Raw genomic sequence first — 14,149 nt, 5'->3', positions numbered from 1 at the left:
GGAACATACTTTTCTCCATCATCGATTTGCTTTATCTAGCAGTAGTATAATTCGTTCTAAGGCATCTTGTCAATCTTGGCCTGCAGCCTGTGGTTTCGGATATGCACAATAATAACCTTCATGATTGAAAACACAGGAACAGCCAGGATCAGACCGGCCACTCCTCCGATTTCCCCGCCGGCCAGGAGCGCCAGGATAATTAAAGCGGGATGGATGTGGAGGCTCTTTCCCACAATCAGCGGGCCCAATATGTTTCCTTCAATGAACTGCAGTACCAGCATGATGCCGGCCACCACCAAAACCATTTTCACAGAAATGGTAAACGCAATAAAAATGACGGGTACAGCGCCGAGAATCGGCCCAAAATACGGAATGATATCCGTGATGGCAATAATAATTCCCAATATGATAGGATACGGCATTCCTGCAAGCCAGAGTGCGAGCATGGCTGCTGCTCCCAGAAGCGTCCCCACTAACAACTGGCCACGGATATACCCCCCCAGAGACCTGTCAATTTCCTTGAGAACCTGCCTGCCTTCCCTTCTCCACTTCTGCGGCGTTACGTACCAGCATGCCCGTTTAATTCCGTCAATATCCTTTAGAAAATAAAAAACAAGGAACGGAATAATGATGAGCACAAAAAAATAATCCACTATTTTTTTTAGGGAGCCAATCACATTGGCTGCGCTTTTCTGCAAGTACCTTTCACCGGAATGAATGTAATCCTCAATCCTTAGATGAATTGATTTGGGCAGGTTCGAGGTATGATGATCCACTTCAAGCAGCCAGCTTTGATACGTTTTTGAAATGGTGGGAAGATTGGATGCAAGTTCCCGGATTTGAAGGACCATGTAAGGTATTCCTTTATATAAAGCATAGCCGGTTCCGCCAAAAAAAAGCAGATAGATGCATAAGATGGATAAGGTACGCGGCATGCCTCTCCGGTGAAGAATTTCCACCAGGGGATGAAGCAAATAGGTGATGAATACGGCAATAAAAAAAGGGAACAGCACCGCTTTTAGAATGGCAAGTACAGGAGCCCAAAAAGGAGCCAGCTTCAACAGCAGCCAGCCGCAAAGAAAAAGCAAGACCAGAAGAGACAAACGGATGATCCATTTTATGTACTTCTCCCGCTGCATGGTATCACCTCCTCCCTTATTGTTGCCACCTGCTCATTTTTCATGTAAGTAAAGAAAAAGCCCACGCTTTTTGCAGCATGGGCTTGCTTTCTTTAATAAATGGCCTTTGCCAGTCTTTTGCGGAACTTTCGTACACGTTTTGAGGACAGCATGTCATCCATCCCCATAAAGCTCATCCCGTTTTTTCGGGATTTCATTCCGTAAAAAGCGGCCCAAAGACCAAGGGCAAGTACAGGTTTTAAATAGCTGTTCATGTTGTCACCAACCCTTTTGTCAAGTTAGCCTGCTTATTGGGCATCTGCTTTGTAGGACAAATCCTGATCCTCAAACAGATCATCCAGTGAGGTCAAGCTTCCATCCTCCTCCACCTGGTGAAGGGAAAGCATGCCATTTACAATGGACAGCTCAATAAAGCAGTTCCAGCAATAATATTGATTAACACCGATTTTTCCGATATCCTTACAGCTGCAGTTGGGGCATTTCAAGTGTGGGGCCCTCCTTCATAGCACTATCGTACAAAAAGAGACTGCTTTCCGATGTGCAACGGCTCGTGCGAATAAATCAGCGATCGTCCATCCGTCCAGTCCGAAAACAATCCTTTTGATACCTCAATGGCTACAATCCTGCCCCAATTATCCGAAAAATATACATCCTCGACTACTGCTTCCGTCTCTCCGTCCTTAGACAAGAGAGCCTGCTTCAGCAAACAGCAAGGTTGTTTTTCCATCCGGAATGTTCCCTCCGGATAGGAAGGCACCCTGGATGGCCTGCAGCTGCAAATCAAAACGGAATCTTCCTCCTGTATTCTGGCTGAGGAATACGGCAAATAACTTTTCCGGAAGAAAAGGCTGTTTTCGCATAAAATGAAACCCAGCACATTTCCTCCTGAATCTGTCAGTATATCTTCGACTTTACCGATTGATTTTCGGTTCGCCGAAAGAACAGCCTTTTTACCTTTTAAAAAAGAAAATGTCCGCAAAGTAACCCCCACCCTTCCGAACATCCTTATCATCCCACAGGAGTCAGGGATTCATGCTTGAAAGGTTTTCCATCTGGAATTGAGTCAAACGGTCCTTTAGACGAGAATACCTGGACGCTTCATCATTCCTTTGAACAGCCAGTTCAAAAGCCGATTCTTCCCCACACAAAATTAAAAACTCCCGGCTCCTTGTAATACCCGTATAAATCAAATTCCTTCTCAGCATCCGGAAATAACTTTTCACCACTGGCATGATGACAATGGGAAATTCGCTTCCCTGAGATTTATGAATGGAACAGCAATAAGCATGGGTAATATGATGGAAATCAGAGCGCGTGTAAACAACCTCCACATCATCAAACGCCACGACGAGCTGTTCTTCTTTGTCTGTTGTTTCTTTGGCATAAATAATCGAGACGATTTCACCCATATCCCCGTTGTATACCAGGTCTTCCGGCTGGTTAACAAGCTGAAGCACCTTATCACCCACGCGATAGACCACCTGCTGGATGTTGAGTTCCCTTTTTTGCGGTGTCGGCGGATTAAACAATTCCTGCAGCTTTTGATTCAAAACATCGATACCTGCGTTTCCTCGATACATAGGGGCGAGCACCTGAATATCCCTTGCCGTATATCCCTTTTGCCGGGCATTTTGGCACACCTGCTTGACCACTTCCAAAACCTGATGCGCCTGACAGGAAAAGAAGCTTCTGTCCGCTTTTCTCTTTGCAAGGTCGTTTGGAAGCACACCGTTTTTCATGTGATGAGCAAGTTCAATAATCGATGACCCTTCTGCCTGCCTGTATATATCCTTCAATTCAACCGTCGGAATGGCTTTCGAAGATATGAAATCACGCAATACCTGGCCGGGACCGACAGATGGCAGCTGGTCCTCATCCCCCACGATCACCACCTGTATATTTCCGGGCACAGCTTTAAACAGGGCATGCGCAAGCCAGATATCCACCATGGACATTTCATCCACAATCAGCAGTTTGCCCTCAAGCGGATTTTCATCGGTGTGTTCAAAGCCCGCTCCGCCCTTCCATCCGAGCAATCTGTGGATGGTGAAGGCGGGAATGCCTGTGGATTCCGACATCCGTTTGGCGGCCCGCCCGGTCGGAGCTACAAGCAGCACCGGAAACGGCTCATCCTTTTTGTAGGAACCAGGGTCAAGGGAAACACCATGCAGCTCCGCATAGACCTCTACAATTCCTTTGATTACCGTGGTTTTCCCGGTTCCCGGTCCTCCCGTAAGAACCATGATTGGAGAAAAAATGGCCGTTTCGATCGCTTGCTTTTGCGAAGGGGCATATTGAATGCCAAGCCGTTCCTCAAGCTCACCAAGCGCCTTTAAAAATTCAGCCTGCGGAAACGCCTCTTTATAATCTTCCTGACCTGCAATACCTGTTACCGATTCGGCAAGTCCTTTTTCAGAAAAGTATAGAGACGGCAAATACAGCCGGTCTTCTTCCATTACGATTTTTTTATCTTCCCGAAGCGCTTCGATTTCACGGAAAATATCGCTGTCATTAATGGGGGCTTCCCCATTCGTCAGCAATTTTTTCACTTCATCCAGCACAAAATCAGCAGGGAGATAAACATGCCCCGCATCGGTTCCTCTTTCCTGCAGAACGTAAAGACAGCCGGCCCTGATTCTTTCCGGATGGTTGTAGGACAATCCAATTCCTCTTCCAAGTTCATCAGCCCGCTGAAAGCCAATGCCTTCAATATCGTATATCAGCTGATACGGATTGTTTTGAATAATATGAAGTGCCTCTTCCTGATAGGTTTGGTAAATTTTCATCGACAGCTGTGGCCCGATGCCAAATGGATTCAGTGTGATCATGACTTGCTCGAGGCCTTGATGCTCAACGAGAACATCATACAGGTTTTTCGCCTTTTCCTCATTCAGCTGCGGAATCCCGTTAAGAACATCAGGGTTTTCCAAAATAGCAGAAAGCGCGTTTTCTCCAAGATGGTCCACGATGGCCTGGGCGGTCTTTTTACCGATTCCATGGAATAAATCCCCCGACAAATATTGAACCATGCCTTCTTTTGTCTGTGGCATGTCTTTGCGAAATTGCGTGATATGGTATTGCTTTCCGTACTTTGGATGTTCTTTAAAATGACCAAAGAAAATATAACGGTCATCCTGGTAAAGAGGCGGGAGAATCCCGGTTATGATTGCTTCTTTTTCGGTATACGCCTCATTCGTTTCATGAACACGTATGCGGGCAACGGTATACAAATTTTCCTTATTAAAAAAAATGGTTGTAATTAACGTTCCCTTTATATATTTTGCTTGTTCATCGAATAAATCGAAAGAAGACTGTTTATCCATCATTGGTCTCCTGACTGCATAATAATTCTGGCTTTGAGCCAGCTTTTTAGTTCAGCATGCTTTCTGCATTTTTTTTGCCATTCGCTGCTAGATAATGATCCGGCTGGATTAAGAGTGCCTGATTAAAAGCTTCGAGAGCTTCCTCAGGTTTATCAAAATACACGTAGCCTATCCCGAGGTTATAAAAGGCATCCGCATGCTTTTGATCTTTGGAAGTCACCTTTTGAAACACATCTACCGCTTCCCTGACCTGTTCCATCTGCGCGAGGCAGAGTCCATATTGAAACAGCGATTCCACATCATTGCTGTCCAGCTCAGTGGCACGCAAAAAGTGCGGGAGCGCGCGGATTTGCTCGTTTTTCTGAACGTAGCACATGCCGAGCATAAAATGGACATCCCCCTCTTGCACTCCTTTTTGCAGGGCCTGCATAAAGCAATGTGCTGCCTCCGGAAACCGTTCCAGCTCGTACAGCGCAATTCCCATGCTGTACCACGCTGTTCCTGCCTCTGGATCAAGCTGAAGCGCTTTTTCAAAAAAAGCAATGGCTTTCTCATGCTCATGAACTGCGGAAATCAGATTTCCGTAATTAATGTAGAGTACCGGATTATCCGGCTCTTGTTCAATTTGCTGTTCCAATTGTCGTGCGGTTTCTTCCAATTTGCCTTTTTTCAAATAATCCTGTTCCATGTTTCCTCCTGAATCCTTATTCTGTTTAAAGTATAACAAAAAATGAGCTTTTTGAAGAAAAAACCAGTCCACTGGTTCATGGACTGGTTTATAACTTCCTACAGATAAGAAATGGGCTCTCCATTTTTGATGACTTCGTCGATGGTGGCGCCGCCTAGGCAAACGTCTCCATCATAGAATACAACCGCCTGACCGGGAGTAATCGCACGCTGTGGTTCATCAAAAACGACATGAAGATTCCCGTTATCGAGAAGATTCACGGTTACCCCTTTATCCGGCTGCCGGTATCTGAACTTTGCCGTGCAATGGAATGATTTTTCTACTGGCTTGTTGCTCATCCAGCTTGGCTGAACAGCAGTCAGGCTCTCGCTGTAGAGAGATTCATGATCAAAGCCTTGTTCCACAAAGAGAACATTTTCGTTCAAATCCTTGCCGACAACAAACCATGGATCTCCGCTTCCGCCGATACCGAGCCCATGACGCTGGCCAATGGTATAGTACATCAGACCATCGTGCTTTCCTTTGACCTCACCGTCCAAAGTTCTCATTTCACCGGGTTTTGCCGGAAGATAATTGCTCAAGAACTCTTTGAAATCGCGTTCTCCAATAAAACAAATGCCTGTGGAATCTTTTTTCTTGGCAGTTGCCAAGCCGGCTTCAGCAGCCATTTGACGGATTTGCGGCTTGTTCAGTTCACCAATCGGAAACATCACTTTTTCAATCTGATCCTGTGAAAGCTGATTCAAAAAATAGGTTTGATCTTTGTTTTCGTCCACACCACGCAGCATTTTCACTTCTCCGTCTGCTACGGCTACACGCGCATAGTGGCCGGTCGCAACAAAATCAGCTCCAAGACTCATCGCATGATCAAGAAATGCTTTGAATTTGATCTCCTTGTTGCAAATCACATCCGGATTTGGTGTTCTTCCTGCTTTATATTCTTCAAGGAAATAGGTAAATACCTTGTCCCAATATTCTTTTTCAAAATTGACCGCATAATAAGGTATACCGATCTGGTTGGCTACAGCAATAACGTCATTGTAATCCTCGGTGGCTGTGCAGACTCCGAACTCGTCGGTATCATCCCAGTTCTTCATAAAGATTCCTATGACATCATAACCTTGCTGTTTAAGCATTAATGCTGCAACAGAGGAGTCTACCCCACCGGACATCCCGATGACGACCCTTGTTTCTGCAGGTGATTTTTCGTGTCTTGCTGACATTTCATCACCCCCCTTTCTTTACAAATGAGAGTGTACCTCATTTTTGCAGGCGTTTCACTATTTTTGCTGTCTCGTACGCTGTTTTTTCGATTTGTTCCATCGTATTGTCCAATCCAAAGCTGAAACGGATGGAATTCTTGGTCCGATCTGCCTTTCCAAACATCGCCGTAAGGACATGGGATGGCTCAACAGACCCAGCCGTGCAAGCTGAACCGCTCGATGCTGCGATTCCGGCCAGATCAAGGTTAACCAGCATCACTTCTGTTTTTACCCCAGGGAAGCTTACATTTAAAATATGGGGCAGTCCATGTTCCAGGTCACCATTGACCAGAAAATTCACGTCTTCTTTTTCCAAAATGGCCAGCATTGCTTCCTTAAACGCTTGATAGGCAGCGGCTTTCTTTGGCCCTTGTTCTGTCATAATGGAAATGGCCTTTGCCAGGCCCGCAATTCCTGCCACATTTTCCGTTCCGGCTCTGCGTTTACGCTCCTGTTCTCCACCAAAGGATGTAGGAGAAATCGCAACTCCTTCTCTGATATAAAGGAAGCCGGTTCCCTTTGGACCGTTGATCTTGTGTCCGGATATGCTAAGCAGGTCAACCTTCAGTTCATCCACATTCAGCGGAAGAACACCATAGGCCTGTACTGCATCCGTATGAAAATAAGCCTGATGGCCTTGCAGGAGTTCACCGATGGCCGATATATCCTGCACGGTGCCCACCTCGTTATTGCCATACATAATGGTGACAAGAACGGTTTCGGGACGAAGGGCATCCTTCACATCCTGCAAAGAAATCCTTCCTTTTTCATCAACAGGAAGATATGTCACCTCAAAGCCCTGCTTCTCCAGTGCTTCACATGCGTGAAGCACTGCATGATGCTCGATTTGAGTAGTAATGATATGATTGCCGCGTTCCTTGTTGGCTAGGGCGATGCCAAAAATGGCTGCATTGTCTGCCTCGGTTCCGCCGCTTGTAAACATGATATGGTTTGGTGCTGCCCCAATACTGGCCGCAGCTGTCCTTCTTGCTTCATCAAGAAGCTGTCGCGTTTTTCTGCCGAACTGGTGAATGCTTGAAGGATTTCCGAAGAATTCAGTAAAATATGGCATCATTTCCTGAACCACTTCTGGATGGATCGGAGAAGTTGCGGCATGGTCTACATAAATTAGGTCCATTAGACCACCTTCTTTCTTCGTTGACTAGATATAAAACATGTAGGCATCCTGGCTGTTATCTCCTTCGTAATTGGCCAGATCATCCAGGGTCGTATTGTCAAGAACATCCTTGACTGCATCGCGGATTTTTATCCAGAGATCGCGCTTTGCCGGCTCTTCATCGTCCATCAGTTCCACCGGGGTAATCGGGCCTTCAAGCACACGGATAATGTCTCCTGCCGTAATTTCTTTGGCATCCTGAGCCAGAATGTAGCCTCCATAAGCCCCTCTTATGCTTTTAACCAATCCTGCGTTTCGCAGCGGGGAGATCAGCTGTTCCAGGTAATGCTCAGACAACCTATGTTCTTTCGCAATCAGTTTTAAAGCAATCGGCCCTTCACCTTGCTTTTTTGCCAAGGCCATCATGATGGTTAACCCGTATCTTCCTTTTGTTGAGATCTTCATAATACACGCTCCGTTCTATCCAATAATTAACGATTTTTCTGCAAACCGGAAGCGTGTATCCTACTATGCTTCCGATCGTGACACAAAACAATATGGTTCCAAGTGAGATTGGCCCTTTAAGCAGCCAGCCCCCGGTTAATACAAAAAGTTCCATCGCCAGCCGGATATGCGAAATCTTTTTTCCCGTTTTCTCCGTTAATGCAAGCATTAAGCTGTCCCGGGGACCCGCACCGGAATCACATGCGATGTAAAATCCCATCCCAAACCCATTGATAACAAGTCCTGCAGCGAGCATTGCTATCGCGCCAATGATCGATCCTGGTGTGTTGAAGAAAGGGATTGCCATAAAGATATCAATAAAAATCCCAACGAAAATCATGTTAAGAAAAGCGCCAACCTGCGGCCATTTTTTCGTAAGCAAGGAAGTGGCGCCAAGAATCAGGAACCCCATAATAATCGACCAGGTGCCAATCGACAATCCAAATTGATAATACAAACCAATATGTAAAACGTCCCATGGCGCACTTCCAAGATTGGCTTTAATCATTAGGGAGACGCCAAATGACAAGAGGACAAGTCCCATAAAAAAAACGAGCCACTTGACAAAGAAAGGCTTTGCAACAGGATTAACTATTTTCATTAGTATTTCCTTCCCTTTGTCCATTTTTACACATAAACCCAAACTATTATAGCACGAAAAAGCTAATTCTTGCATTCATATGACCGGTATAGTACCTTTTGGTTACCAGTCATAGCGGGTCTACGCAACAAATGATTCACAAACAAAAATTGCCGCTTTTCTTTATTACAGGAGGAAAATATGGATTTATTCAGTGACCATCAATCTTATGAAAATAAAACGATGGGGCCGCTAGCAAGCAGGATGCGTCCCCGAACCATTCAGGAATTTATTGGGCAAACTCATATTGTAGGTGAAGGAAAACTGCTGCGGCGTGCCATTGAAGCGGATCAACTGACACCGATGATTTTCTTCGGCCCGCCTGGTACAGGAAAAACCACGCTCGCTAAAATCATTGCCAACTCTACTTCAGCCTACTTCGAACAGTTGAACGCTGTAACATCAGGTGTTGCTGACATCAAACGGGTGACCGGGGAAGCCAAAGAACGGTTGATCATGGATGAGAAGAAAACGGTTCTTTTCATCGATGAAATTCACCGGTTCAACAAAAGCCAGCAGGATGCACTGCTTCCGTTTGTTGAAGATGGTACCGTTATTCTGATTGGCGCCACTACAGAAAGCCCCATGTTTGAAATCAATCCCGCCCTGCTGTCCAGATCAAGGTTGTTCCGGTTTGAGCACCTGACCGATGACCATATCCGCAATGTCCTCCTCCATACACTTGAAGATACAGGAAGAGGCTACGGAAAATACAACATTGAAATTGAGGAAGATGCTCTATCCCACCTTGTCTCTGTCGCTAACGGCGATGCGAGAACCGCCTTGAATGCACTGGAACTGGCTGTGCTGACGACCAAGCCCGATTCAGAAGGGAAAATCCGTATCACGCTTGGGATCGCGGAAGAAAGCATTCAGCAGCGGGTACTACAGTATGACAAGAAAGGCGATAATCATTTTGATACGATTTCCGCCTTCATTAAAAGTATTCGTGGTTCAGATCCGGATGCGGCCCTTTATTGGCTGGCCAAAATGATCTATGCAGGCGAAGATCCAAGGTTTATTGCCAGGAGAATCTACGTCCATGCGGCTGAGGACATTGGCCTCGCTGATCCAAATGCTCTCCTCGTTGCACAGGCTGCAGCCTATGCAGTGGATTTTGTCGGAATGCCTGAAGCGCGCATTCCTTTGGCGGAAGCGGTCGTTTACCTCGCAACAGCTCCAAAGAGCAATGCGGTCATCATGGGGATAGACAAAGCCATGCAAGCTGTTAAAAATGAAAAAAGCGGACAGGTTCCCATTCATCTGCGGGACGCCCATTACAAAGGGGCAAGTGAACTTGGACATGGAAAGGAATATAAATACCCTCATAATTACCCGGACGGCTATGTGGTCCAGCAATACCTGCCTGACCACTTAAAGAACAAGAAATTTTATGATCCAACACCAAGAGGGTACGAAAAGAATATCCAAAAGCGGCTTGATTTTTTTAATGACCGAAAACGGAATGAAACCTGAATCTATCACTCTGTCAAGGCAAACTAGTAAATTTTTGAAATGACGTATAGAATCCTCTTCTTTTGCTCAAAATGAGAACATAAACTCGTACTTTATGAATCAAGGAGAGGATATATATGATGAAAATAAGACAGGACGCCTGGTCAGAGGAAGATGATTTGCTGCTTGCCGAGACCGTCTTAAGGCATGTGCGTGAAGGCAGTACCCAGCTTCATGCCTTTGAAGAGGTTGGCGATAAACTGGAACGCACGAGCGCAGCTGTAGGGTTTCGCTGGAATGCGATAGTCCGGAAGAAATACGAACAAGCTTTAAAGATTGCCAAAAAACAGCGCAAGGAAAGGCAGAGAGCCCTTGCCAAAGGGCAGCAAAACAAACCGAAAACCATCGTTAAACCGGCAAAGCCTGCGGATGACGAAGTGTATCATCCCGAAGAGTTTTTTAAAACGCCATATACGGCTCCAGCCGCGCAAAGCGCCTTACAGGCGCCATCAAGCGTCTTACAGACGCCAACAAGCGCCTTACCAGAAGCATCGAACTCCTTGTATGAGCCGGTGAGCTCCATACAGGAATCATCCAATCAGGCTGTTGCTCATGAGGTTCAGCCAACCTATCAATCTCAGGGACCGTCCTTAACGCTTGAAGAAGTCATACATTATCTTTCTGACCTTAACCGCAATGGTCTGGCCAACGGACGGATGCAGGACGAAAACACAGCCCTAAAGCGCCAGAATGAGGACTTTTTCCAGCAAAACCGAAAGTTGACGGAGCAGCTGAGCACTCTTGAAAAGGAATTCGCAGCCATGAAAGAAGACTATCAGGCACTGCTTCAAATCATGGATCGTGCCCGTAGAATGGTTCTCCTGCAGGATGATGCCGGCGACAACCAAAGCTTCCGCATGGATAAGAACGGAAATTTAGAAAAACTTGCAAAATAAAAGAAGGACTCATGTGAGCCCTTCTTTTTTTAATGCATTCTGTTAATCCTGATCTGGTGGATTTCAAGCAGGGCATTTACCACATGTCCGGCCATGAACAAACCGGAAACAGATGGGACAAAGGAGTTTGAGGATGGCGGCATTTTCGCCTTCCTGATTCCAGGTGCATTTTCCGGCACAATTTTCTCCCTGATGTCCTCCCTGATCTGAACAGGAATTTCATCTGAAAACACGACGGTGACTCCCTTATGGATTCCTTCTTTTCGAAGGCGCTGCCGGACAACTCTCGCGATCGGATCATAGCTTGTTTTGGAAATATCTGTGATGCGAAGCCGTGTCGGATCAAGCTTGTTTGCCACACCCATACTAGAAATGATCTGTATCTTTCGTTTCAGGCACTCTTTAGCAAGATGAACTTTATACGTGATCGTATCCGAAGCATCCACGACAAAATCGAGGTCGTAGTCAAAAAACTGTTCATACGTTTCTTCTGTATAAAACATTTCAAGCGCAACGACTTCACATTCCGGATTAATGTCAGCAATCCGCTGTTTCATAAGCTCTACTTTAGACTGTCCCACCGTGGAGAGCAGTGCATGGATCTGCCTGTTCACATTAGTGATATCCACGACATCTTTGTCTACAAGAATCAGTTTGCCAATGCCTGCCCTGGCCAGTGCTTCTGCTGAAAATGATCCTACTCCTCCAATGCCGAGAACCCCGACCGTACTGCCCTTTAAGGCAGCCAGCCCGTCTTCTCCGATGGCAAGCTCGTTTCTGGAAAATTGATGTAACATTGTCTTTCTCCTTTCTATAAAAAGGAATTGCATTCAATGTTCAATCCCTATGTGTTCAAAAATCGCACTTTCATTAGTCCTTAAAAAGGATATCCCATTTTGACTATGAGTACAACCGTTATCCGCTGGCAAGTTCAAAAATACAGCAAAAAACCCGGACATTCGTCCGGGCTATAACACATTCATTTTAAATAAAGCTGATGAGAGTCCCAACTGTGCCGTCACTTCCTAAGTTTTGAACCTGCTCTCGCAGGTGGGTGCCCTGTTCAGCAATTAATGCTTCCCCTGCAAGGAGGCATGCACGCTTTGTCGAAACACCAGCTCCCGAATAAAAAGTGTTGGCTCAAAACATTCGGTATTAACGAACACATCAGGACTCTTATTGGAATAAATCATATCACATCCAACAGGGTAAGACAAGAGAATACATCATCATTATTTAAATTTTCTAACAGTTCCAACTTCTTTCCTATGCCTTTTGTCCGGCTTCCTCACTTAGCTTAACAGCAAGGTGAAGGTCGTTTAATTGTTTCTCGCTGACGGTGGATGGAGCATTGGTCAGGAGGTCGCTGGCACTTGCTGTTTTCGGGAAAGCAATAGTGTCACGAAGGTTGTTTCTTCCAGCCATAATCATCACAAGGCGATCCAGTCCAAGAGCAATCCCACCATGCGGAGGCGTACCGTATTCGAAGGCATCCATCAGGAAACCAAACTCTTCTTTTGCAGCCTCTGCTGTAAATCCGAGAGTTTTAAACATTTTCTCCTGAAGCTCTCTTTGATAGATACGCTGAGATCCCCCTCCCAGTTCATAGCCATTAAGCACGAGGTCATAGGCTTTAGCCCGAACCTCGCCGGGATTGCTTTCAAGAAGATGAAGATCTTCTTCTTTTGGCATCGTAAATGGATGGTGAAGCGCCACATAGCGGTCTGCATCTTCATCAAATTCAACAAGAGGAAAGTCAACTACCCAAAGGAAGTTCAACTGGCTTTCATCGATCAGGTTCAAGTCTTTACCGAGTTTTAAGCGGAGCGCTCCAAGAGAATCAGCTACTACCTGCTTGCTGTCTGCCACAAACAGGAACAAGTCTCCTGCCTCTCCTTCGAGGGCCTGAATCAATCCCTGCTGTTCTTCTTCGTTGAAGAATTTGGCGATCGGACCTTTCAACTCGTTTTCTTCCAGCTTGAGCCACGCCAAACCTTTAGCTCCATACCGCTTGACAAAGTCGGTTAGAACATCGATGTCCTTACGGGAATAATTTGCAGCCTGCCCCTTTACATTCAGCGCCTTAACTTGGCCCCCGCCTTCGACTGTAGAAGCGAAAACTTTAAAACCGCTGGACTTTACAAGCTCTGAAACGTTAAGCAGTTCCATTCCAAAACGAGTATCGGGTTTATCTGATCCATAACGGTCCATCGCTTCTGCATAAGTTAAGCGATGGAGCGGCGTTTGGACCGAAAATCCGCGGACCTCCTGAGCCAGCTGAACCATCAGCTTTTCCATCATAGCCATCAGCTTTTCCTGCCCGAGGAAGGATGTTTCAATATCAATCTGAGTAAATTCAGGCTGGCGGTCCGCCCGCAAGTCTTCGTCACGGAAACAGCGGACAATCTGGAAATAACGTTCGAACCCGGAAACCATCAATAGCTGCTTAAACAGCTGAGGTGACTGTGGAAGAGCATAAAAGTGACCGGGATGCACACGGCTTGGTACAAGATAGTCACGTGCTCCTTCAGGTGTGCTCTTTGTCAGCATCGGTGTTTCAATTTCCATAAACTCCTGGGCATCAAGGAAATCGCGTATCATTTTTGTAATGCGGTAACGGAGTTTCATCGTTTCCTGCATGGCTGGCCGTCTTAAATCAAGATAGCGGTATTTCAGGCGAACGTCTTCATTGATGTCGTTATCCTCCGAAATGGAAAAAGGCGGTGTTTTGGCACTGTTAATGATTTCAAGCTCCTTACCAAGAATCTCGATCCGTCCGGTTGGGACATTCTCGTTCACGGTGCCTTCTGAACGGGAAACAATAGTCCCCTTAACACTCAAAACATACTCGCTTCTTACTTTTTCAGCAATATCGAGTGCTTCCTTGGACACCTCCGGGTTGAATACCACCTGTACCTGACCGGAACGGTCACGCAGATCAATAAAAATCAATCCTCCAAGGTCTCTTCTCTTTTGTACCCAGCCATTTAGGATAACTTCCTCGCCGACATGCTGTTCATTCAATATCCCGCATTGATGCGTTCTTTCTGCCATGCTGATATTCC

Annotated in this window: 15 protein-coding genes, 1 other RNA gene, 1 pseudogene and 1 other annotated feature (1 of these 18 only partly in view); of the genes and pseudogenes, 2 read left to right on the top strand and 15 right to left on the bottom strand. The window is 46.0% G+C overall.

What is annotated here, in order from left to right; genetic code table 11:
• Positions 1–31 (bottom strand) — a binding site (T-box leader); it reaches 189 nt to the left of the window's first position.
• 25 nt (positions 32–56) lie between these two features.
• The 12 genes and pseudogenes from QYB97_RS17510 to QYB97_RS17460 form a co-directional block, all read right to left on the bottom strand.
• Positions 57–1,139, bottom strand: coding sequence for an AI-2E family transporter (locus tag QYB97_RS17510; RefSeq protein WP_301167313.1), 1,083 nt, complete (start codon positions 1,137–1,139; stop codon positions 57–59).
• Positions 1,140–1,231: 92 nt separating this feature from the next.
• Positions 1,232–1,393 carry a hypothetical protein gene (locus QYB97_RS17505; protein ID WP_301167312.1) on the bottom strand — a complete coding sequence of 54 codons (162 nt, stop codon included), beginning with the start codon at positions 1,391–1,393 and terminating at the stop codon, positions 1,232–1,234.
• A gap of 33 nt (positions 1,394–1,426) precedes the next feature.
• A complete protein-coding gene (locus tag QYB97_RS17500; RefSeq protein ID WP_301167311.1) occupies positions 1,427–1,624 on the bottom strand; it encodes a hypothetical protein in 198 nt (65 codons plus the stop codon).
• Positions 1,625–1,647: 23 nt separating this feature from the next.
• Positions 1,648–1,827: a PRC-barrel domain-containing protein gene (locus QYB97_RS17495; RefSeq protein ID WP_301167310.1), complete on the bottom strand. Its 180-nt coding sequence runs from the start codon at positions 1,825–1,827 to the stop codon at positions 1,648–1,650.
• A complete protein-coding gene (locus QYB97_RS17490) occupies positions 1,820–1,999 on the bottom strand; it encodes a hypothetical protein (protein ID WP_301167309.1) in 180 nt (59 codons plus the stop codon). The genes QYB97_RS17495 and QYB97_RS17490 overlap by 8 nt, the downstream gene beginning before the upstream one ends.
• Positions 1,990–2,142, bottom strand: a pseudogene (locus tag QYB97_RS25235) (PRC-barrel domain-containing protein); the annotation flags it as partial. The gene QYB97_RS17490 and the pseudogene QYB97_RS25235, both read right to left, overlap by 10 nt.
• A 19-nt stretch (positions 2,143–2,161) precedes the next feature.
• Entirely contained in the window at positions 2,162–4,462 is a 2,301-nt protein-coding gene (gene recD2 / locus QYB97_RS17485) for an SF1B family DNA helicase RecD2 (RefSeq protein WP_301167399.1), read from the bottom strand.
• Between the two features lie 46 nt (positions 4,463–4,508).
• Positions 4,509–5,150, bottom strand: a complete 642-nt coding sequence (locus QYB97_RS17480) for a tetratricopeptide repeat protein (protein WP_301167308.1) — start codon at positions 5,148–5,150, stop codon at positions 4,509–4,511.
• A 98-nt stretch (positions 5,151–5,248) separates the two neighbouring features.
• Positions 5,249–6,373: a tRNA 2-thiouridine(34) synthase MnmA gene (gene mnmA / locus QYB97_RS17475; protein WP_301167307.1), complete on the bottom strand. Its 1,125-nt coding sequence runs from the start codon at positions 6,371–6,373 to the stop codon at positions 5,249–5,251.
• 37 nt (positions 6,374–6,410) lie between these two features.
• Entirely contained in the window at positions 6,411–7,550 is a 1,140-nt protein-coding gene (locus tag QYB97_RS17470) for a cysteine desulfurase family protein (RefSeq protein WP_301167306.1), read from the bottom strand.
• Positions 7,551–7,574: 24 nt separating this feature from the next.
• On the bottom strand, positions 7,575–7,994 hold the full coding sequence (cymR, locus tag QYB97_RS17465; RefSeq protein WP_301167305.1) for a cysteine metabolism transcriptional regulator CymR: 420 nt from the start codon (positions 7,992–7,994) through the stop codon (positions 7,575–7,577).
• Entirely contained in the window at positions 7,927–8,634 is a 708-nt protein-coding gene (locus tag QYB97_RS17460) for a YczE/YyaS/YitT family protein (RefSeq protein WP_301167304.1), read from the bottom strand. The genes cymR and QYB97_RS17460 overlap by 68 nt, the downstream gene beginning before the upstream one ends.
• Before the next feature lie 180 nt (positions 8,635–8,814).
• Here QYB97_RS17460 and QYB97_RS17455 point away from each other — a divergent pair, with 180 nt between their 5' ends.
• Both QYB97_RS17455 and QYB97_RS17450 read left to right on the top strand, forming a co-directional pair.
• Positions 8,815–10,149, top strand: coding sequence for an AAA family ATPase (locus tag QYB97_RS17455; protein WP_301167303.1), 1,335 nt, complete (start codon positions 8,815–8,817; stop codon positions 10,147–10,149).
• Between the two features lie 116 nt (positions 10,150–10,265).
• The gene (locus tag QYB97_RS17450; protein ID WP_301167302.1) at positions 10,266–11,084 is read left to right on the top strand and encodes an RsfA family transcriptional regulator; all 819 of its coding nucleotides are present in this window, start codon (positions 10,266–10,268) and stop codon (positions 11,082–11,084) included.
• 29 nt (positions 11,085–11,113) lie between these two features.
• Here the strand turns inward: QYB97_RS17450 and QYB97_RS17445 are convergent, their stop codons facing one another.
• From QYB97_RS17445 to aspS, 3 genes are all read right to left on the bottom strand, one after another.
• A complete protein-coding gene (locus tag QYB97_RS17445) occupies positions 11,114–11,881 on the bottom strand; it encodes a tRNA threonylcarbamoyladenosine dehydratase (RefSeq protein WP_301167301.1) in 768 nt (255 codons plus the stop codon).
• Between the two features lie 202 nt (positions 11,882–12,083).
• A non-coding RNA gene (gene ssrS, locus QYB97_RS17440) (6S RNA) lies at positions 12,084–12,261 on the bottom strand.
• Between the two features lie 89 nt (positions 12,262–12,350).
• The gene (gene aspS / locus QYB97_RS17435; protein WP_301167300.1) at positions 12,351–14,138 is read right to left on the bottom strand and encodes an aspartate--tRNA ligase; all 1,788 of its coding nucleotides are present in this window, start codon (positions 14,136–14,138) and stop codon (positions 12,351–12,353) included.
• Positions 14,139–14,149: the final 11 nt, after the last annotated feature.

The organism is Fictibacillus fluitans, assembly GCF_030418125.1.
GTDB lineage: Bacteria > Bacillota > Bacilli > Bacillales > Fictibacillaceae > Fictibacillus_C > Fictibacillus_C fluitans.
Note: the sequence above shows the minus strand (reverse complement) of the source record. Positions and strands in the feature narration are given on the sequence as shown.